The sequence below is a fragment of the Sphingomonas pituitosa NBRC 102491 genome, from assembly GCF_001598435.1.
Classification (GTDB): domain Bacteria; phylum Pseudomonadota; class Alphaproteobacteria; order Sphingomonadales; family Sphingomonadaceae; genus Sphingomonas; species Sphingomonas pituitosa.
Genome location: NZ_BCYY01000003.1, coordinates 35,202 through 54,833, shown reverse-complemented (window position 1 = coordinate 54,833; position 19,632 = coordinate 35,202). Strand labels below are relative to the sequence as shown.

The 19,632-nt window shown below is 68.2% G+C and carries 21 protein-coding genes and 1 riboswitch; of the genes, 8 read left to right on the top strand and 13 right to left on the bottom strand.

All coding sequences use genetic code 11. The features are described 5' to 3' along the window. Window positions 1-87: 87 nt before the first annotated feature. Window positions 88-639: a type 1 glutamine amidotransferase domain-containing protein gene (locus SPI01S_RS05075; RefSeq protein ID WP_066719144.1), complete on the top strand. Its 552-nt coding sequence runs from the start codon at window positions 88-90 to the stop codon at window positions 637-639. On the opposite strand, the gene SPI01S_RS05070 is transcribed toward SPI01S_RS05075, so the two are convergent. The 3 genes from SPI01S_RS05070 to SPI01S_RS22605 are packed head-to-tail and all read right to left on the bottom strand — an operon-like array spanning window position 590 to window position 3,163. Beyond that, window positions 590-1,678: an acyltransferase family protein gene (locus tag SPI01S_RS05070; protein WP_066719332.1), complete on the bottom strand. Its 1,089-nt coding sequence runs from the start codon at window positions 1,676-1,678 to the stop codon at window positions 590-592. The genes SPI01S_RS05075 and SPI01S_RS05070 overlap by 50 nt on opposite strands. Beyond that, the gene (locus tag SPI01S_RS05065; protein ID WP_066719141.1) at window positions 1,675-3,024 is read right to left on the bottom strand and encodes a putative O-glycosylation ligase, exosortase A system-associated; all 1,350 of its coding nucleotides are present in this window, start codon (window positions 3,022-3,024) and stop codon (window positions 1,675-1,677) included. The genes SPI01S_RS05070 and SPI01S_RS05065 overlap by 4 nt, the downstream gene beginning before the upstream one ends. Continuing rightward, a complete protein-coding gene (locus SPI01S_RS22605; protein ID WP_169804464.1) occupies window positions 3,017-3,163 on the bottom strand; it encodes a hypothetical protein in 147 nt (48 codons plus the stop codon). Before SPI01S_RS22605 ends, SPI01S_RS05065 begins: the two co-directional genes overlap by 8 nt. 82 nt (window positions 3,164-3,245) lie before the next feature. Here SPI01S_RS22605 and SPI01S_RS05060 point away from each other — a divergent pair, with 82 nt between their 5' ends. Both SPI01S_RS05060 and SPI01S_RS05055 read left to right on the top strand, forming a co-directional pair. Further along, window positions 3,246-4,448, top strand: a complete 1,203-nt coding sequence (locus tag SPI01S_RS05060) for a TIGR04063 family PEP-CTERM/XrtA system glycosyltransferase (RefSeq protein WP_066719330.1) — start codon at window positions 3,246-3,248, stop codon at window positions 4,446-4,448. A gap of 40 nt (window positions 4,449-4,488) precedes the next feature. Continuing rightward, window positions 4,489-5,214 carry a hypothetical protein gene (locus SPI01S_RS05055; protein WP_157084569.1) on the top strand — a complete coding sequence of 242 codons (726 nt, stop codon included), beginning with the start codon at window positions 4,489-4,491 and terminating at the stop codon, window positions 5,212-5,214. Between the two features lie 7 nt (window positions 5,215-5,221). Here SPI01S_RS05055 and SPI01S_RS05050 read toward each other — a convergent pair whose 3' ends face one another. Together SPI01S_RS05050 and SPI01S_RS05045 are read right to left on the bottom strand one after the other, a co-directional pair. Then, complete coding sequence (locus tag SPI01S_RS05050) at window positions 5,222-5,461, bottom strand: hypothetical protein (protein ID WP_157084568.1); 240 nt, start codon at window positions 5,459-5,461, stop codon at window positions 5,222-5,224. A gap of 29 nt (window positions 5,462-5,490) precedes the next feature. Further along, on the bottom strand, window positions 5,491-5,721 hold the full coding sequence (locus SPI01S_RS05045; RefSeq protein WP_066719133.1) for a hypothetical protein: 231 nt from the start codon (window positions 5,719-5,721) through the stop codon (window positions 5,491-5,493). A gap of 100 nt (window positions 5,722-5,821) precedes the next feature. On the opposite strand from SPI01S_RS05045, the gene SPI01S_RS05040 reads away from it, so the two are divergent. Next, the gene (locus tag SPI01S_RS05040; protein ID WP_306305017.1) at window positions 5,822-6,427 is read left to right on the top strand and encodes a S24 family peptidase; all 606 of its coding nucleotides are present in this window, start codon (window positions 5,822-5,824) and stop codon (window positions 6,425-6,427) included. Continuing rightward, window positions 6,424-7,047: a class I SAM-dependent methyltransferase gene (locus tag SPI01S_RS05035; protein ID WP_066719127.1), complete on the top strand. Its 624-nt coding sequence runs from the start codon at window positions 6,424-6,426 to the stop codon at window positions 7,045-7,047. The genes SPI01S_RS05040 and SPI01S_RS05035 overlap by 4 nt, the downstream gene beginning before the upstream one ends. Window positions 7,048-7,077: 30 nt before the next feature. Here the strand turns inward: SPI01S_RS05035 and SPI01S_RS05030 are convergent, their stop codons facing one another. The 5 genes from SPI01S_RS05030 to SPI01S_RS05010 form a co-directional block, all read right to left on the bottom strand. Next, on the bottom strand, window positions 7,078-9,105 hold the full coding sequence (locus tag SPI01S_RS05030) for a M13 family metallopeptidase (RefSeq protein WP_066719124.1): 2,028 nt from the start codon (window positions 9,103-9,105) through the stop codon (window positions 7,078-7,080). Between the two features lie 168 nt (window positions 9,106-9,273). Continuing rightward, window positions 9,274-10,482, bottom strand: coding sequence for an NF038132 family protein (locus tag SPI01S_RS22600; RefSeq protein ID WP_245653483.1), 1,209 nt, complete (start codon window positions 10,480-10,482; stop codon window positions 9,274-9,276). Between the two features lie 310 nt (window positions 10,483-10,792). Then, window positions 10,793-12,205 (bottom strand): type I glutamate--ammonia ligase, encoded by a 1,413-nt coding sequence (gene glnA / locus SPI01S_RS05020; RefSeq protein ID WP_066719114.1) that lies wholly within the window; start codon window positions 12,203-12,205, stop codon window positions 10,793-10,795. Window positions 12,206-12,298: 93 nt separating this feature from the next. Continuing rightward, window positions 12,299-12,637 (bottom strand): P-II family nitrogen regulator, encoded by a 339-nt coding sequence (locus SPI01S_RS05015; protein WP_010544265.1) that lies wholly within the window; start codon window positions 12,635-12,637, stop codon window positions 12,299-12,301. 166 nt (window positions 12,638-12,803) lie between these two features. Further along, window positions 12,804-14,111 carry a methyl-accepting chemotaxis protein gene (locus tag SPI01S_RS05010; RefSeq protein ID WP_066719110.1) on the bottom strand — a complete coding sequence of 436 codons (1,308 nt, stop codon included), beginning with the start codon at window positions 14,109-14,111 and terminating at the stop codon, window positions 12,804-12,806. A 150-nt stretch (window positions 14,112-14,261) separates the two neighbouring features. Between SPI01S_RS05010 and SPI01S_RS05005 the strand changes: the two genes are divergently transcribed. Next, on the top strand, window positions 14,262-14,516 hold the full coding sequence (locus SPI01S_RS05005) for an SDR family oxidoreductase (protein ID WP_066719106.1): 255 nt from the start codon (window positions 14,262-14,264) through the stop codon (window positions 14,514-14,516). A 126-nt stretch (window positions 14,517-14,642) separates the two neighbouring features. Next, on the top strand, window positions 14,643-15,458 hold the full coding sequence (locus SPI01S_RS05000; RefSeq protein WP_066719104.1) for a ferredoxin--NADP reductase: 816 nt from the start codon (window positions 14,643-14,645) through the stop codon (window positions 15,456-15,458). Between the two features lie 55 nt (window positions 15,459-15,513). Here the strand turns inward: SPI01S_RS05000 and SPI01S_RS04995 are convergent, their stop codons facing one another. Together SPI01S_RS04995 and map are read right to left on the bottom strand one after the other, a co-directional pair. Further along, window positions 15,514-16,566 (bottom strand): threonine aldolase family protein, encoded by a 1,053-nt coding sequence (locus SPI01S_RS04995; protein ID WP_066719102.1) that lies wholly within the window; start codon window positions 16,564-16,566, stop codon window positions 15,514-15,516. Window positions 16,567-16,619: 53 nt separating this feature from the next. Next, window positions 16,620-16,731, bottom strand: a riboswitch (SAM-I-IV-variant riboswitch). A 151-nt stretch (window positions 16,732-16,882) separates the two neighbouring features. After that, a complete protein-coding gene (gene map, locus SPI01S_RS04990; RefSeq protein ID WP_066719100.1) occupies window positions 16,883-17,707 on the bottom strand; it encodes a type I methionyl aminopeptidase in 825 nt (274 codons plus the stop codon). A gap of 53 nt (window positions 17,708-17,760) precedes the next feature. Between map and SPI01S_RS04985 the strand changes: the two genes are divergently transcribed. Continuing rightward, a complete protein-coding gene (locus SPI01S_RS04985; protein WP_066719093.1) occupies window positions 17,761-18,516 on the top strand; it encodes a competence/damage-inducible protein A in 756 nt (251 codons plus the stop codon). Between the two features lie 175 nt (window positions 18,517-18,691). Here the strand turns inward: SPI01S_RS04985 and SPI01S_RS04980 are convergent, their stop codons facing one another. Next, on the bottom strand, window positions 18,692-19,621 hold the full coding sequence (locus SPI01S_RS04980; RefSeq protein WP_066719091.1) for a bifunctional riboflavin kinase/FAD synthetase: 930 nt from the start codon (window positions 19,619-19,621) through the stop codon (window positions 18,692-18,694). Between the last annotated feature and the right edge of the window lie 11 nt (window positions 19,622-19,632).

Below are 19,632 nucleotides of genomic sequence, written 5' to 3'. Positions count from 1 at the left end.
ATGCGCCGCAGCAACAATTCGTTCCGGAACAAGGTGAGGGGCCTTCGGGTTGGCCCGGCATATCTCGAACACGGGAAAGGATGCCCCATGGCCAATTTGCAGAATGCGCGCGTGCTGATGCTCGCGACCGACGGCTTCGAGGAATCGGAGCTGTTCGAACCGCGCCAGGCGCTGCTCGATGCCGGCGCGCAGGTGACGCTCGCCTCGATCAAGACCGATCCGATCACCGGCGAAAGCGGCGGCGAGAAGGGCAAGAGCATCACGCCGGATGCGACGCTGGATCAGGTGGAGCTCGATCAGTTCGACGCGCTGGTGCTGCCGGGCGGCGTCGGCAACCCGGACAAGCTGCGGATGAATACGACGGCGGTGGAGATCGTCCGCAGCTTCATGGATTCGAACCGGCTGGTCGCGGCGATCTGCCACGCGCCGTGGCTGCTGGCCGAGGCCGACGTCGTCGCCGGGCGCCGGCTGACCAGCTGGCCGTCGATCCGCACCGATCTCGCCAATGCCGGCGCCGATGTGGTCGACGCCGAAGTGGTGAGCGACGGCAATTTGATCACCAGCCGCAAGCCGGACGATATCCCCGCGTTCAACCGCGCGGTGATCGCCGCGCTGGAAGACGTGACCGCCCCGGCCTGAACCCGAGGCGGTTGATCCAGCGCTGTGCGGGGCGCTCCACCCAGCGGTGGAGCGCCACCGACGCGGCAAGGACCAGCAGCAGGTAGAGCGTGGCGCGCGGCCAGCCGATCGTCCCGGTGTGGACGAGTGCCAGCTTGAAGGCGAACCACAGCAGGAAGTGGCTGAGATAGGTGGCGTAGCTGATCTCGCCGAGCCGGTGGAGCAGGGCGTTCTCCAGCGGATTGCCCGCGCGGCCGGCGGTGAACGCCAGCCCCAGCAACAGGGCGGCGAGCCCGGCGGGGACCGCCAGCGTTTCCGGGACCCCCATCCACCAGGCGGCACCGAACAGCGTCGCGATGCCGAAGCTTCCAGTCGCCGCGCGGCGGCCCTGCCACCGCCGCCACAGGGCATGCAGCACGGTGCCCGTGGCGAACTCCAGCAGGCAGCGTACGAGTCCGAGAAGGGCGATGTCCCGCCCGAGCAGGTCGGCGCCGCGCAGTGCGAACGCTGCCCATAGGGACAACAGCAGGAACGTGATCGCACCCAGCAGCGCGGGCGTGGTGCGGCGGCGCCAGTCGATGGCCATCACCCAGAGCGGGAACAGCAGATAGGCGGCCAGTTCGCACGAGATCGACCAGGCAGGATCGTTCCAGCGCAGCGGATCGGCGACCCCCCAGGACTGGACGAGCAAGAGATGCGCCGGCAGGTCGCGCAACGGAAACTCCGCCACGGCGCGCCCGCTGGCGCGGAGGACCAGCATCAGCAGCAGCGCGAAGCCCAGCATCACCGCGTGCAGCGGCCAGATCCGCGCGATGCGACGGCGGAGGAAGCCGGGCATCGCCGCCAGCCCTCCGGCGCGCAGCCGCTCGCCATGGCTGAGCGCGAGCACGAAGCCGGAAAGCAGGAAGAAGAAATCGACCGCGAGGTAGCCTTTGGCAAACACGGCCTCCGCCGCGCTCGGCAGGTCGGAAAGCGATCCGCGCAGATGGTAGAGCACCACCCACCACGCCGCGATGCCCCGCGCCGAGGTGAACGCGCGCAGTTCGGTCCGCGCGTTCATTCCGTCGCGGCGCGGGCCTTGCGCAGCGGCCGCCAGTCCGCGGCGGCGCGCTTGCGGGCGCAATAGGTGTCGAGCCCGATCTGCGCGCCGATCAGCATGTAGATGAAGGGCTGGAAGGCGATCGCCACGAACGCGGCGCCGAGCAGGTAGACGAGATGCCCGTTCTGCAGCGCGGCGGCGAGCGGGGCGATCCACGCCGCGTCGCCTTCGGCACGGGCGTAGCGGCGGCGCAGCACCTCCATGCGGAACAGGCCGGACAGGTTGATGAGCAGCCACAGCGCGAGGCCGGGATAGCCCTGCTCGCCCAGCATCTCGAAATAGGCGCTGTGATAGGCGCGCGCCTTGTCGACCTCGAGCGAGCGATCGACCACCGCGACGCCGCCCTCGTCCGCCACCGCGACCTTCTCGTAGCGGATCTGGTTCTGGCGATAGGCCTCGAACCCGCCGCCCAGCGGGTGCGCGCGGGCATAGTCCATGGTCCATTGCCACACCGCGAGGCGCGTCGAGGCGGAGGCGTCGCCCTGATAGGTCTTGATCGTCCCCATCCGCTCGGTGAACGCAGAGGGCAGGAAGGGCAGGGCGATCAGCGCCAGCGCCGCCACCCCGCCGAGATAGCGCAGCTTCTTCTGCGAATCGCGCAGCATCAGCAGCGCGACCAGCCCGATGCACAGCAGCCCGGTGCGCGTCGCGGTACCGATCGGGATCAGCAGGCAGGCGAAGCACAGCGCGTACGCAAAGGCCTTCACCCGCCAGTCGGGCGCGAAGAGCGTGCCGTGCCGGGTAAACCACAGGATCAGCGGCAGGATCGCGATCGCGACGGTGGAGATGGTGCTGCCCTCGTACAGCCCCGAATTGTTCGCGACCATCAGGTTCAGCTCGCCATAGCCGCCGCCGGACAAGATCGTCTTGATCGCGCCGACGATGATGATCGAGCTGGCGGAAAGCACCATGAACAGCAGCAGCGCCTCGATCCGCAGCCGCGTGCGCAGCGTGAGCGGCAGGAAGGCGGCGAAGGCCAGCGCCTTCCACACCCAGTCCCATTTGTCGCGGGCCTCGACCGGGAAGTCGGCGTGGAGCGTGGTGAACCAGCAATAGCCGATCAGCGCGACGATCAGCAGCTGGCGCGGCGCCACGCGCACGTCGCGCTTGTCGTCGAACAGCAGGAACCCGCCCAGCGCCAGCGCCGCCGCCATCGCCGAAATGGGGAGGGAATTGAGCAGCAGATAGGTCAGCCGTTGCGGCGCGACGATGTCGATATAGGCATAGACCAGCACGAACAGGAACGGCTTGCGGAAGCCGCTGCCGAAGAACGCCGCCAGGAACAGCACGAAGACCCAGTCACGCACCGCGCTTGCCCCAGCGCTTGCGCGGCTGCTTCTCCACGGTGGCAGCATCCTCCTTGTCGAGATCGGGGCGGCGGAGCAGCAGGAAGGCCGCCAGCAGCATCAGCCCATGGGTGAGCGCGAGCGAGAGATTGTCGATCATCGGGCGTGCCGTTCCTTCCGCGCCCGCTCTACCGCAGGTGCAGTTGACGTGCCGTTAAGCGCGGCGTGGCATGCAGGCCGGCATGCGAGTTCTGCACCTTCTGGACCATGGCCTGCCGCTCCACAGCGGCTATGCGTTCCGCACCCGCGCGATCCTGAAGGCGGAGCTGGCGCGGGGCTGGGAGGTCGCGGCGGTCACCGGTCCGCGCCACGGACCGGCCCCTGCGAGCGAAGAGGTGGTCGACGGCCTGCGCTTCTTCCGCACGCCTCCCGTGGCGTCGCGGCTGCCGGGGCTCGGCGAGTGGCGCGAGATCGATGCCTTCGCCCGGCGCATCCGCCAGGTGGTGCAAAGCTTCCGGCCGGATGTGCTGCACGCCCATTCGCCGGTGCTCTGCGCGCTGGCCGGCCTGCGGGTGCGGCGCTGGAGCGGCGTGCCGTTGCTCTACGAGATCCGCGCCTTCTGGGAGGATGCCGCCGTCGGCAACGGCACGGGCCGCGAGGGCAGCCTCCGCTATCGCATCACCAAGGCGCTGGAGACCCACGCCGTGCGCCAGGCCGATGCGGTGGCGGTGATCTGCGAGGGGCTGCGCGGCGATCTGGTCGCGCGCGGCATCGATCCGGTGAAGATCGCCGTCTCCCCCAACGGCGTCGACATGGGGCTGTTCGGCGAACCCTTGCCGCACGACGCCGCGCTGGCCGCGCAACTGGGCCTGGAGCGGGCCGAGACGATCGGCTTCATCGGCAGCTTCTACGACTATGAAGGGCTGGACGTGCTGATCGCGGCGATGCCGGCGCTGGTTGCGGCGCGGCCGGCGATGCAGTTGCTGCTCGTCGGCGGCGGCCCGGCCGAGCCGGCGCTGCGCGCGCAGGCAGCAGCTTCGGGCGTCGCGGACCGCATCCATTTCCTCGGTCGCGTGCCGCACGACATGGTGGAACGCTACTACAGCCTGATCGACGTGCTGGTCTATCCGCGCAAGAAGATGCGGCTCACGGATCTGGTCACGCCGCTCAAGCCGCTCGAGGCGATGGCGCAGCAGCGGCTGGTCGCGGCATCGGATGTGGGCGGCCACCGCGAACTGATTGTCGACGGCATCACCGGCAGCTTGTTTCCGGCTGACGATCCGCTCGCGCTCGCGAAAGTGCTTGAAAATATTTTTTCCAAGCGCAATCAATGGGATGACCGCAAAAAGCGGGCGCGTGCGTACATCGAGGCCGAGCGTAACTGGTCTGTAAATGTTGCAGTCTATGACAGTTTGTATGAAAACCTTGCCATAAAGATGGCATGAGAACCACGTGGTCGCACACGTACCGGGTGAATGCATGAAGATGCCGCTCGTACCCCTGGCCGCCGTATTCCTCGGCGGCGCCTCGGCGCTGACAGCGTTCGCCCTTCCGGCGACGGCGCTGGAGGCCATGATATCGGCAAGTGACGGCGCGGGCTGGAGCACGCACGCCGCTCCCGCGGTGGCAGGCACCGCTCGTCTCGTGTTGGCGATTGCTACCGGTGCCATCGGCGCGGGCGCGGGGGCGCTCCTCTCCCACCGGCTGCTGCGCCGGGCCGAGCCCGCAGGGGCGACGGCCAGCCTCGACGTGCTGCCGATGCCGCGCATCCGCCGCGCCGATTCCCATCCCGACGCCCGCCCGCGGCCGCCGCTGCGTGCGACGCACGAACTCGACGCCCCCGCCTGGGCCGCGCCGGCAGCGCCCGCCGCCGAGGCCTCTGCGGCCGCCGAGCGCGATCTTCCCGCGGATCTGGACCAGCCGCTCGCGGCGTTCGATCCGCTGGCGATCCCCCAGGTACCGCTGCCGCCCCCCGTGCCGCCGCGCCGCGAGCGGGCGGCGAGCGCCGCGTTGCGCAACGCGGCCGGCCGCGACCCCGCCGATCGCCTCGTCCGCCCCGAAACCGACGCCACCGTCCATGCGCTGCTCGAGCGGCTGGAGCGGGGCGTGGTGCGGCGCAACCAGGTGGTGCCGGCCCGCGGCCGGGTACGCCCCGATCGCGGCCTGGACGATGCGCTCGCCGCGCTGCGGAGCCTCGCGCGCCAGGCCTGAGCGTCGATCAGCATTCCTCGACGGTCAGCGCCTCCAGAACGACGTGCAGCCGGCCGTTGCGGGTCTCCCGGGACGCGAGCTGCAGGTCGGCAACAAGATGACCGGGCAGCGGCAGATCCAGTTCGGGAAGCGCGTCAAGCCACGCCTGTGCCGCTGGCGTCCGCGCGAGGTCCAGTGCCAGCCGGTGCCGGGCCCCCGTGAAGGTCGCGCTGGCCCAGGGGATCCAGCTCGCTTCTGTCACCGACACCGTGCCTCCCTGCGCCGCGGCCGAGGCGATCAACGCCCGTTCGAGCCGCGCCCCGACATCGCGCCGCCGCGCCGCCCGGGCTGCCATGCCGGCGGGGCGGCGAGGAACGCGCGCAGCCGCGCCGCCAGTGCCGGCCCCGGCACGCGGCCCAGCCGCAGATCGCCGACCAGCCGCGGATCCCCGGCCGCCAGTCGCCCGAACCGTGTCGCCGGCATCCGCGTCCGTTCCAGGAACGCTTCGATTTCCCCATGCAAGGACATCCATGTCCTCCTCCTTCGACTCGGATGATCACGATATGTTCTCATCTAAGCCTTGCGTAGGAAAAATCCTAAGTGTAGGAAAGAGGGTATGGAAGCCGATGTGCAACGGGCAAATTTTGCGAAGCTGGTCACGGCGCGGGGACTGCGTCTGGCGACGCTTTCGCGCGTGCTCGGGCGCAATCCGGCCTATCTCCAGCAATATCTGATGCGGGGCTCGCCGCGCGAACTGGCGGAGCGGGATCGCGCGCGGCTGGCGGAATATCTGGGCGTGGACGAGACGCTGCTCGGCGGGCTGCGCCAGCCCGAGCTCGTCGTGGTGCCGCGGATCGACCTGGCGGCATCGGCAGGCCCCGGCGGATGGGCCGAGGACGAGGCGCTGCGCGCGCCGTTCGCCTTTCCCCCGGCGCTGTTGCGGCAGCTGGGCGTGCGGCCGGAAGCCGCGTCGATGGTATGCGTCGCGGGGGATTCCATGGAGCCGACGCTGCGCGATGGGGACGAAGTGCTGATCGATCGCGATCGCTGCCGTGCCGATCCGCGCGGCATCTTCGTGCTGCGGGTGGAGGGCGAACTGGTCGTGAAGCGGGTGCGCGCGGCGGTGGGCGGCGTGGAGCTGGTGAGCGACAATTCCGCGCATCCGGTGCGCTTCGCCCGCGCCGGCAGCTTCCAGCTGCTTGGACGGGTGGCGTGGCTGGGGCGCGTCCTGTGACGGACGACGCGGCGGCGGTCGCAGCGTTCATCCAGGCGCGCCTGCCCGTCACACCCGTGCCCGGCTTGCCCCAATTGTGCCTGCACAAGGCGGACCCGGCGAGCGGGGTCGGCCGCCTGGCCGATACCGCGCCCTATTGGGCCTATTGGTGGGCAGGCGGGCTGGCGCTGGCCCGGCACCTGCTCGCCCATCCGCATCTGGTGGCGGGGCGGCGCGTGTTCGATCTGGGTGCCGGATCCGGGCTGGTCGGGATCGCCGCCGCGCGGGCAGGGGCCGCGATCGTCACCGCGTCCGAGATCGACGTCCATGCGCGGACGGCGATCGGGCTGAATGCTGCGCTGAACCAGGTGGCGATCGCCGCCATCGTGGGCGACTGCACCGCCGGCCCCGTGCCCGATGTCGACCTGCTGCTGGTGGGCGACGTCTTCTACGCGCCCGACGTGGCGGCGCGGGTGATCGACTTTCTCGATCGCTGCGTGGCGGCGGGCGTGGAGGTGCTGGTGGGCGATCCCGGGCGCGCGCCGCTGCCCCTGGAGCGATTGACGCTGCTCGCCAGCTATGAGGTGGCCGAAGCCGGTACGGCAAGGCGCGCGGGCGTGTTCGCCTATCGCGCGGCGTGAGGCCGGGGGCGGGTAGCCCCCGGCGCTCGCTTACCAGACGTGTACCCGTGCCTCCGGCGCAAGGTACAGCGCGTCGCCCGGCTTCACCCCGAAGGCCGCATACCATTCGTCCATGTTCCGGACGATGCCGTTGACGCGATACTTGTCCGGGCTGTGCGGATCGGAGAGCAGCTGCGCCCGCACCGCGCCTTCGCGCGCCTTGCCCTGCCAGCTGGCGGCATAGGCGAGGAAGAAACGCTGGTCGCCGGTCAGCCCGTCCAGCACCTTGGGCTCGCCGTGGCGGGCGACATAGCGGCGATAGGCGGCATAGGCGACTTCGAGCCCGCCCAGATCGGCGAGATTCTCGCCCAGCGTCAGCTGGCCCTTGATGTGGACGCCGGGGATCGGCTCATAGGCGTCGAACTGCTTGACCAGCGCCTGGGCGTGGGCGGTGTAGCGTTCCGCCGATTGCGCCGTCCACCAGTCGCGCAGCTTGCCGCTGGCATCGAACTGGCGGCCTTCGTCGTCGAAGCCATGGCCCATCTCGTGGCCGATCGTGGCGCCCGTCTCGCCATAATTCACCGCCGGATCGGCGGCAGGATCGAAGAAGGGCGGCTGGAGCTGGGCGGCGGGGAAGGTCACCTGGTTCATCACCGGGTCGTAATAGGCGTTCACCGTCTGCGGGGTCATTGCCCATAGCGAGCGGTCGACCGGCTTGCCGAGCCGCGACAGCTCCAGCTTCCACTCGAAATCGTCCGATGCGAGGTCGTTCGCCAGCGGATCGGTAGCGCTGACCTGCATCGCGGCATAATCGACATATTTGTCAGGATGGCCGATGCGCGGATCGAACGCGGCGAGCTTGGCGAGCGCTTCCTTGCGGGTGGGCGCGTCCATCCAGGCGGCTGCCTTGATCTTGTCGGCATATGCCGCCCGCAGATCCTCGACCAGTTCCTTGGACAGCGCCTCGGCATCCTTGCCCCAATGGCGCTCGGCGTAGATCTTGCCGATCGCCTCGCCCAGCGCGCCGTTCACCAGGCGAACGCCGCGCTTCCAGCGCTCCGACTGCGCCTGCACGTCGCGGAGCGTGCGGCTGTAGAAATCGAACTGCGCGGCGTCGAACGCCTTGGGCAGATAGGCGGCATGATCGCTGACGAAGCGGAAGCGCAGCCAGTCCTTCCAGGTGGCGAGCGGCACGTCGCCCAGCCGCTTGGCGGCGGCGGTAACCGCCGTCGTCTCGCGCACGATGACGGTCGGCATCTTGCCCAGCCCCTGATGGGCGAGCACCGCGTTCCAGTCGAACTCCGGCGCCAGCTTGGCGAGCTGGGCGCGGGTCATCGGGTTGTAGGTCTTCTGCGGATCGCGGCGCGCCTCGGGCGTCCACTGGTCCTTGGCGAGGCTGGTCTCCAGTGCCAGGATCGCGTCCGCCTTGGCCTCGGCATCGGGGATTCCGGCCAGCTGCTGGATCTTCACGATATAGGCGCGGTAGGCCTTGCGGATCGTCTCGTACTTCTCGCCGGTGAGCAGATAATAATCGCGGCTCGGCAGGCCCAGCCCCGCCTGGCCGGCCATCACCGTGTAGCGGGTCGGGTCCTTCTCGTCGGCGGAGATGCCGATGCCGATCGGGCTGGCATAGCCATGATCGGCCATCAGCAGCTCGAGCCCGCGGCGATCCTGCACCGCGTCGATACGGGCGAGATAGGGCTTGAGCGGGGCGGTGCCGCGCGCCTCGATGCCGGCCTCGTCCATGAACGCATGGTAGAAGGTCGCGACCTGGCGGAGCACCGGGTCGCTCGGCGACGTGCCGGCATCCTCGATCAGCTTGCGCACCTCGACCTCGGTCTCGTCGGGCAGGTCGTAGTTATAGCCGATGCGGGCCTTGTCCGGCGCGATCGGCGCGTCGCGCAGCCAGCTGCCGAGCGCGAACGCATAGAAATCGTCGCCCGGCTTCACGGTGCGGTCCATCGTGGCAAGGTCGACGCCCCAGCTGCCATATTTGGCCTGGGATGCGGTCTGGGCGAGGGCGGGAGTGGCGAGCAGGGAAGTGCCGAGCAGCAACGCTGCGAGACGCGGGAGACGCATGGATCGGGTGGTCCTCGAAGTGATATATCTCGCTAGCACGGTGGAGGCGGCGACTCAATTCTTCGCGCGCGCAATCCCCCCCGTTCGTGCGGTGCCCGTTCCAGCCCGACGGACTCCGGCAAGCGGCGCCGCGCGGGCGGCCTCGCTTGCCGGTGTCGCTCGCATCGCTCAGGCGTGGAGGGGCCGCGCGCGCCGCCGCCGCAGGCCGTGGCCTGCCAGCCCCATGCCGAGCACCATGGTCGCCCAGGTGGCGGGCTCGGGCACGCCGGTGGTGGTGGTGATGATCGGCGTCTGCGTCATCGTCACGGCACCGCCCGCAACGAAGGTGAGGCCGGTCACGAAGGCGCCGCTGTCGGTCGGGTCGAGCGCCGCCGTCAGGTCGATGTCCTTCAGCTTGAACCCGGTGACGCCGCCCGCGAACAGCGTGGTGAAATCGAAGCTGTAGACGCCGTGCGCCAGCAGCACGTCGTTCAGGCCGTAGACGTCATAGCCATCCACGTCGCCGGCGATGGTCGGGAAGATCGCGCTGGCGATGTTCGGACCCGACAGCACGTCGTAGATATAGCCGGTCGCATAGTCCGGATCGATATAGATCGGCGTGGCCGGCGTGGCGACGAAATCGAAGGTGAACGCCTTCGTCACGGGGTTCTGGGGCGCGCTCGGCTGGAAGGGGCTGAACGGGGTACTGCCGGTCTGGGTGCCGTTCACGAACACGCCGGTAAATGCCATGCCGGTGTCGAGCGCCTGGTCCGACCAGTTCGCGGCACCGAACCGCAGCTGGTAATTGCCCGCCGCCGTGATGGTGTATTCGGACTTGATCCAGCCGGTATAGCCGCAGCCGACATCATAGCAGCTGCCGCTGCCGGGGCCGAGCGGCGACCAGATCGGGCCGCCGCTGATGATCGGCACGACCGACGGGGTCAGTACCGCAGTCACCGATGGCATGCTCTGGCCCGGAACGATCGTGCCGCTCGGCTTGGTGCGCGCCGTGAACAGGTTGATCGCCAGGCTGTCATCGGCGGCGCCGGCGGACAGCAGCTGCGCAAAGGCGTAATCGGCGAATCCGGCCCCGTCCGTTGTGACATAATTGAAGTAGAAGGATATCTTGTCTCCAACCCTCGCGGCAAAAGCCGATGACCGCAGCTCCGATCCGTTGGTGGAGCCGTTACTATAACCGGTGATCTTGGCGGCGCCGCTCTGCCCCAAATAGGTCGAAACCCAGTTCCAACTTGCCGCACCCCCCGGTGGCGCCGTGACGACGCCATCCGCAGCCGTTGCGGTGCCACAATTACCCGTGCAGGTGTCTGCCAGTGCTGCGCAAGGTGTAAATGCCACCGCGAGCGCAGGCGCAATACATGCGCGTTTCCAGTGCCCCATCAGGTCTCTCCAGGTTAATATATTATGTACGAGTACCCCCTGGACGAGGATATTCGAGCTGGGGCGGGGATGCTACCTGTTCTGTATTGGATGGCGGCGAATAGCTTCGGTACGGATATTGTTACGTGACTTGCGGCGTAAACGCGTTGCCCGGCCTGGTGCCGCAGGGCCGGAAAGCCCCAGTTCGGCGGTATCGGCAGCCCGCACCACCGGCTCCGACGTGCGAAGCGGATACCCGAAGCTGGGCGAAACGGAAAAGGGCGCCCGGATCGCTCCGGACGCCCCTTCCTGAAACCGATCCCGAGAAGGATCAGCTCGAATAGTACATGTCGTACTCGACCGGGCTCGGGGTCATTTCCCAACGGGCCACGTCGGCGCGCTTGATCTCGATATAGGCCTCGATCTGGTCCTTCGAGAACACGTCGCCCTTCAGCAGGAAGTCGAAATCGGCTTCCAGGCTGTCCAGCGCCTCGCGGAGCGAACCGCACACGGTCGGCACTTCGGCCAGCTCGGCCGGGGGCAGGTCGTACAGGTTCTTGTCCATCGGGTCGCCCGGGTGGATCTTGTTCTGGATGCCGTCCAGGCCGGCCATCAGCAGCGCCGAATAGCAGAGATACGGGTTGGCCAGCGCGTCCGGGAAGCGGAACTCGACGCGCTTCGCCTTGCTGCCCGTGCCGTACGGGATGCGGCACGAGGCCGAGCGGTTGCGGCTCGAATAGGCGAGCAGCACCGGCGCCTCATAGCCCGGGACCAGGCGCTTGTAGCTGTTGGTCGACGGGTTGGTGAAGGCGTTGAGCGCCTTGGCGTGCTTGATCACGCCGCCGATGAAGTAGAGGCAGGTGTCGCTGAGGCCCGCATAGCCGTTGCCGGCGAACAGGGGCTGGCCCTTTTCCCAGATCGACATGTGGGTGTGCATGCCCGAGCCGTTATCTTCCTTGATCGGCTTCGGCATGAAGGTCGCGGTCTTGCCATAGGCCTGGGCGACCTGGTGCACGACATACTTGTAGATCTGCATGCGATCGGCGGTGGTCACCAGCGTGCCGAAGGTCAGGCCCAGCTCGTGCTGCGCGGCCGCCACTTCGTGGTGGTGCTTGTCGCACGGCAGGCCCATTTCGAGCATGGTCGAAACCATCTCGCCGCGGATGTCGACGGCGCTGTCGACCGGCGCGACGGGGAAGTAGCCGCCCTTGGCGCGCGGACGGTGGCCGAGGTTGCCGGCCTCATATTCGCGGCCGGAGTTGCCCGGCAGCTCGATGTCGTCGATCTTGTAGTAGCTGGTCGAGTAGCTGTTCTCGAACCGCACGTCGTCGAACATGAAGAACTCGGCTTCCGGGCCGACATAGATGGTGTCGCCGATGCCGGTGGTCTTCAGGTAGCTCTCGGCGCGCTTCGCGGTCGAGCGCGGATCGCGGGCATAGAGCTCGCCGGTCGACGGCTCGACGATGTCGCACACCAGGATCAGCATCGGGGTGGCCGAGAACGGATCGATCCACACCGCGTCCAGATCCGGCTTCAGGATCATGTCGGACTCGTTGATCGCCTTCCAGCCCTCGATCGACGAGCCGTCGAACATCAGACCGTCGGTCAGCTCGTCCTCACCGAGGATCGAGGCGACCATGGTCAGGTGCTGCCACTTGCCCTTGGGGTCGGTGAAACGCAGGTCGATCCATTCGATCTCCTGGTCCTTCACCATCTTCAGGATGTCACTGGCCGAATTCGCCATCGTAGGTGCCCTTTCGCTCTCTTTCGTGTACCCGACGAATCGGGCAATAAAATTTCTCGTGCGGCGGCCTCATCGCTGTCGCCTACCGCTACGTCAAACGGCGTTTTCGTTCCGCTCCCCGGTGCGGATGCGCAGCGCGGTCTCGACCGGAATGACGAAGATCTTGCCGTCGCCGATCCGGCCGGTCTGCGCGGCGGCGGCGATCGCCTCCACCACGCGTTCGGCCAGCGTATCCTCCACCACCACTTCCAGCTTCACCTTGGGCAGGAAGTCCACGACATATTCGGCGCCGCGATAGAGCTCGGTATGGCCCTTCTGGCGGCCGAAGCCCTTGGCCTCGGTGACGGTGATCCCCGAGACGCCCACTTCGTGCAGCGCCTCCTTCACTTCATCCAGCTTGAACGGCTTGATGATGGCTTCGATCTTTTTCACGTTTTCCCCCAGGCAGCGGTTTCGGGCCGCGACAGGTATGATTCACGAGTGTTTAGCAACCTGCATGCCAGAACGGGAATAGCCAGCGTGCCGCCACGCGCCGAACGGATTTCGGCGCGGGAATCTGCCTGATTATCGGGCAGCACCTGCCCAATCGCGCGGCATTTCAGGCGGCGCGGACCTCGCTCAGGAAGCGATCGACCCCTTCGGACAGGGCCTCCGCCTCACCAAGCAAGGCGGTGGAGAGCTCGGCGATCGCCTGGGCATTGCCGGACGCCGCCTGGGCGGACGCACGGACGCGCTCGATATCGTCCTGCACGCCGCGCGTCCCGCAGACGCTTTCGTTGACGTTGCGGGCGATGCTGTGGGTCGCGTGGTGCTGCGCGTGTACGGCGTGTTCGATGCTGGCCGAGAGGCCGGCGATCCCGGTGATCGCCTGCTCTACCCGGCCGTGGTTGGTCGTGACCCGGTCCACCACCGCGCGGACGCCGGCGACCTTGGTGCCGATGCTGTGCGCGGCGTGACGGACCTGGCCCGACAGCGCCTTGATCTCCTTCGCCACAACGGTGAAGCCGCGCCCGGCTTCGCCTGCGCGGGCGGCCTCGATCGACGCGTTGAGCGCAAGCAGGTTCACCTGCCCGGCGATCTCCCCGATCGTCGACGTGACCGCACCCACCGTCCGGGCGAAGGCGTCGAGCTCGGCAGTGCCCAGGCGGCTGTCCTCGACCAGCGCCACGGCTTCGGCCGCCGACGCGCGGGCGAGCACCGTGTCGTGGCCGATCGCCTCCAGCGTGGCCGCCAGCGCGTCCGATTCCTGTGCGATCGCGGCCAGATTGTCGCGGCTCTGCGCGACGGCCGCGGCGAGGGCGGTTGCCGAGGCGCTGTTGGCGGCGGCGCGCTCGGCGGTGGCGCCGGCACTCGATCGCAGCGTGCTGGCAAGGTCGCGCAGCTGGCCGGCCATCGCGCCGACCTCCGCTTCTATCCGCGCCCCGGCGGCTTCGATGCGGCGCGCGCGTTCGGTCTGGAGAGCCGCCTCGCGAACCCGGTCCTCGGCGGCGAGCTGGATGATACGGCGGTTGCTGATCGCCGCGAAGAGCTGCCCGCCGCGCGTCAGGATCATGCCTTCCTGCCCCTCGGCGGCGGCATAGGCATCGACCAGCGCGCGCAGCGGCTGGGCATGATCGGCGGTGGGGCAGGGGCGCACCATCGACTCCAGCCGGCGCCCATAGGCGGGGTTGCGGAGCAGCGCATGGCCATAGGGGTTTAGCAGCAGCCGCCGCACATCCTTCTCGAACAGCGCCCCCAGCGGCCGGCGAGCGGAATCGAGCACCGGCAGCAGACGCAGCGACGGATCGTCCTGAAAGCAGCGCACGGCCTCGCCGAGCGGCGTCTCCAGCGTCAGCCAAGGCGGCGCACGCTCGGCGGCGGTGAGCCATTCGAAGAGGAAGCGGAGATGGGCTGGTGTGTCGAGCATCGGCGCCCCGGTAGGGCAGCGCGGTAAACGAGCGATTAGTGTTTGATGACAGGTTTACGACATATGGTATCAGATCTTCGAACATTTGCGGCCGATGCTCGTTGAAGGGCTTGGTGGGGTTTGGTCCCATCGCCCGGCAGGGGATTTCCGATGCGGTTGCCGCCGATGCATGCGCCAGCCGAATTGCGACGCCGGATCGCCGATACGGTGGCGCCGGCGGGCGTGCGCGTCGTCACCGTCGCGCGAGGTTCACTGGTGCTGATGGTGCACGGCTTGTGCGCGGTCGAGCCCATGCAGCGCAGCGACTGCTGGATCGAGGCCGGTGGCGGGACGCTGGATGCCGAGGACGCCCAGGCGCTGCTGCAGCACTGGACCACCGGTGCCCCGGTGGGGCGCTGCGTTTAGCGACCTGAAGCGCTACTTTCTGGACGTGGACGGCTTCCGGTGGCACAGGGCCGCCTTCGTGTTTTCCCATCCCGGCCCCGCATTGCGGCCGTCCGGGCGATAAGAGCGTTACGAGGACCCGCTTTCATGACCGTCGACACGCGCGCGCCCGCGCTGCTTCCCGAACATCCCGCCTTCGCCACCGCCAAGGTGCTGTGGGTCCGCCACTGGAACGAACATCTGTTCAGCTTCGCGATCGAGCGGCCGGCCAGCTTCCGCTTCCGCTCGGGCGAGTTCGTGATGATCGGCCTGCAGGGCGAAGGCGACAAGCCGCTGATGCGGGCCTATTCGGTCGCCAGCCCGTCCTGGGCGGAAGAGCTCGAGTTCCTCTCGATCAAGGTGCAGGACGGTCCGCTGACCTCGAAGCTGCAGAAGATCGTGGCCGGCGACGACATCTATCTCGGCAAGAAGTCGACGGGGACGCTGGTCGCCGACGCGCTGCTGCCGGGGCGCCGGCTGTTCATGCTGTCCACCGGCACCGGCCTGGCGCCGTTCCTCAGCGTGGCGCGCGACCCCGAGATCTACGAGCGGTTCGAGCAGGTGATCGCGGTGCACAGCGTGCGCCGGGTGAGCGACCTTGCCTATCATGAGGAGCTGTCCGCCAAGCTGGCCGAGGATCCGTTGATCGGCGAGCAGGCCGCGCAGCAGTTCCACTATGTGCCGACGGTGACGCGCGAGCCGTTCCACACCAGCGACCGAATCGGTACGCTGATCGAGAACGGCAAGCTGTTCGAAGGCGTGCCCGGCGATCCGGTGCTGCACCCGGAGACCGACCGCGTGATGCTGTGCGGGTCGATGGACATGATCCGCGATTTCGCCACGCTGCTCGAAGGCAAGGGCTTCAAGGAAGGCTCGAACAACGCGCCCGGCGACTTCGTCATCGAGCGCGCCTTCGTGGGGTGATCATTAGCGTCTCCTCCCCCGGAGCTGCGCTCCGAGGGAGGAAACGCTCTTGCGGTCAGGCCGCCAGCGCCGTCGTGTCGCTGACCGCGCGGATATCGGCTGCCAGCTGGTCCACCCGCGCCGGATCGGCATCCCAGGCGAACATGAAGCGGGCGCCGCCGCCGATGAAGGTATAGAAGCGCCAGCCCCGCACCCGCAGCGCCTCCAGCACCGGTTCGGGCGCGCGGACGAACACCCCGTTGGCTTCCACCGGGAACATCAGCTCGATGCCCGGCAACCCGTCGATCTGCCCTGCCAGCCGCTGCGCGCAGGCATTGGCATGGGCGGCGTTGCGCAGCCAGGCGCCGTTCTCCAGCATGCCGACCCAGGGGGCCGCCAGGAACCGCATCTTGGAAGCGAGTTGCCCCGCCTGCTTGCAGCGATAGTCAAAGTCCTGTGCCAGCACCGGATCGAAGAACAGCACGGCCTCGCCCACTGCCATGCCGTTCTTGGTGCCGCCGAAGCAGAGCACGTCGACGCCGGCGCGCCAGGTGATGTCCGCCGGATCGCAGCCCAGCGTCGCGACGGCATGGGCGAAGCGGGCGCCGTCCATGTGCAGCTTCAGGCCCAGTTCGCGGCATATGGCGGAAAGCGCCTTCACTTCGTCCACGGTGTAGATCTGGCCGGTTTCGGTCGGCTGCGTGATCGTCACCACGCGCGGCTTGGGAAAATGGATGTCCGATCGGCTGGTCGCCACGGCGCGCACGGCGGCGGGGGTCAGCTTGCCGTCCTCGCTCTGGGCGACGAGCAGCTTGGAGCCGTTCGAGAAGAATTCGGGTGCGCCGCATTCGTCGGTCTCGACATGCGCCGCCGCCGAGCAGATCACGCTGTGATAGGACTGGCAGAGCGCCGCCAGCGCCAGCGAATTGGCCGCGGTGCCGTTGAAGGCGAAGAACACTTCGCACTCAGTTTCAAACAGCGTGCGGAAGGCGTCGGCGGCGGTGTGCGTCCAATGGTCGTCGCCGTAAGCCGGGGCGTGGCCGGTGTTGGCGGCTTCCATCGCTGCCCATGCCTCGGGGCAGATTCCGGCATAATTGTCGCTGGCGAATTGCTGGGCTTCGGTCGTCACGCTCTACTGCCTTCTTGCTGTTGCGCAGGAGGCGGGTGACGACAGGAGATGTGGCGTGGACACCGTGTTGCCGGGTTCGGCCACATCCCTCCACTACGACATGGAGGCACCACCTTGCACGGGGCAGGTTGGTGCCGGGCGTCGGCCCGACTCTTGATGCTGGCGGCCGATTAGCGGAAGTTGCGGGGGAGCGCAAGATTGTTGCGGAGCGCTCTTGGGCGCTCCGCAATCCCAGCGAACGCCGGGATCTCCTACCACAAGCCCAGCAGCGTGAGACGGGAGCCCCCCAGCTTTCGCTGGGGCGACGAAATCAGAATCAGTAGGGCGGCTGGTGGAGGCCCTTCGGGCTGGTCGTGAAGATCTCGCAGCCGGTTTCGGTAATGCCGATCGAGTGCTCGAACTGCGCCGAGAGCGAGCGGTCGCGCGTCACCGCCGTCCAGCCGTCGTCGAGCAGCTTCACGTCCGGGCGGCCGATGTTGATCATCGGCTCGATGGTGAAGAACATGCCCGGGCGCAGCTCGGGGCCGGTGCCCGGGCGGCCGACATGCACCACCTCGGGCGCGTCGTGGAACACCTGGCCGAGGCCGTGGCCGCAGAAGTCGCGGACCACGCCGTAGCGATGCTTCTCGGCATGGCGCTGGATCGCGTGGCTGATATCGCCCAGATGGTTGCCCGGCTTGGCCTGTTCGATGCCGAGCATCAGGCACTCATAGGTGACGTCGACCAGCCGGCGCGCCTTGATCGGCACGTCACCGACCAGATACATGCGGCTGGTATCGCCGTGCCAGCCGCCGAGCAGCGGCGTCACGTCGATATTGACGATGTCGCCGTCCTTGAGGGCGCGGTCGCCGGGGATGCCGTGGCAGACGACATGGTTGATCGAGATGCAGCAGCTGTGCGCGTACCCGCGATAGCCGAGCGTCGCGGGCACACCGCCGCCGGCGACGGTCATCGCGCGGACGATGTCGTCCAGCTCCTGCGTCGTCACGCCGGGGACGACATGCGGTACCAGCGCGTCGAGGATTTCGGCGGCAAGGCGACCGGCCTTGCGCATGCCTTCGAAGCCTTCGGGGCCATGGAGCTTGATCGCATGGCTGCGCGCCTGCGGCATATCCGCGGTGACGGTCACATATTCGGTCATCCTGTCCATATAGGCGTTTGCACCCGGCTTTGCGAGAGCGTAGCGCTAGGCACATGCACGAGCGGATCTGGACAGCGGCCCTGGTAGTGATTGGCGACGAAATCCTGTCGGGCCGAACCCAGGACAAGAACATCGCGCAGCTCGCCACCTGGCTGAACGCGCAAGGGATCCGCCTCGCCGAGGTGCGGGTGGTGGCGGACAAGCAGGATGCGATCGTCGAGGCGGTGAACACGCTGCGCGCCCGTAACGATTATTGCTTCACGACCGGCGGCATCGGCCCGACGCATGACGACATCACGGTGGACGCGATCGCCGCGGCGCTGGCCGTGCCGGTGGTCGTCCATCCGGAAGCGCGTGCGGCGCTGGAGGCCTATTATGCGAGCAAGGGCGGGTTGACCGAGGCGCGGCTGCGGATGGCGCGGGTGCCCGACGGTGCCGATCTCATCGTCAACCGAATGTCCGGCGCGCCGGGCATCCGCTGGGGCAACATCTTCATTCTGGCCGGCGTGCCGCACATCGCGGCAGGCATGCTCGATGCGCTGACCGGTACGCTGGAGGGGGGCCTTCCGGTGGTGTCGCGCACGATCGGCTGCTGGGTCGCCGAGAGCGAGATCGCGGACCTGCTGGGCGAGACCGAGCGGGCGCAGGAAGGCGTGTCGATCGGCAGCTATCCGTTCTTCCGCGACGGCCGAGTCGGGGCGAACTTCGTCGTTCGCGCGACCGATCCTGTCATCGTGGACCGGTGCGTCGCGATCCTCGCCGAGGGGCTGGAAGCCCGCGGCTTCGACGCCGTCGACGGCGGGATCTGAGCGCAGGGCAAGCCTGCGGGCACAAAGAGGCCGCCTCCACGGCAGCGCATCGATCGCCATCCGCCCCGTCCGTCATGCACGGGCCTCGGATCGATGACGGGCGAGTCCTTGGCGCGATTCATTCGCCCGGCACAGGCGGCGGCCATGAACGGAGCAGCCCCGGGGCTGGTGTTCGTCAGGGAAGGGGGGAGAGCAGCGTCCTCGCTTGTGCGGCATCCAGGTCCATCTGCGCGGTCAGTGTCTCAAGGCTGTTGAACTTGGCTTCTGGGCGGAGGTATTCGATCAGCTCAACCTCCACGGTCTGGCCGTAGAGATCCCCGCTGAAATCGAAGAAGAAGCTCTCCAGCAGCTCTACCGGGGGATCGAAGCTGGGACGGATGCCCAGGTTCGCCACGCCGTTCAGCACGCGCCCGTCGGCCAGCCGCCCGCGCACCGCATAGATGCCGTACCGGGGCCGAAGATACTTGCCGACCCGCATGTTGGCGGTGGGGTAGCCGAGCTGGCGGCCCAGCTTGGCGCCGCCTTCCACTTCGGCCGCGATCGCGAACGGCCGGGTGAGGAGCAGGGCCGCGCCGCGCGGATCGCCGGCCTGGAGAAGCGCGCGGATACGGCTGGACGAGACGGTTTCGCCGTCCAGCGTTACCGGCGCCACCGTCTCCGCGGTGAAGCCGAGTTCGGCGCCCAGCGCGGCCAGCATCGCCACAGTGCCTTCGCGCCCCTTGCCGAAGGTGAAGTCCTCGCCGGTCACGACCCCGGCGGCACCCGCCGTATCGACCAGCTGCTCGGCGAACTGGCGGGCCGTCAGGCGCGCGAGGGTGGCGTCGAAATGGAAGACCAGCATGCCGGCCGCGCCCGCCGCGGCGAACAGCCGTTCGCGCTGGTCCAGCGTGGTCAGGCGGAAGGGCGGGGCATCGGGCTGGAAGAAGCGGCGGGGATGCGGATCGAAGGTCGCGACGATCGCCGGCCGCCCCTCGGCGCGGGCACGCTCCACCGCGCGGCCGACCACCGCCTGGTGCCCGAGATGGAAGCCATCGAAATTCCCCAGCGCAACGATCGCGCCCCGGAGGGGAGACGGAACCGCCGAGCCGCCATCCAGCCGCTGCATGGCGGTGGCTA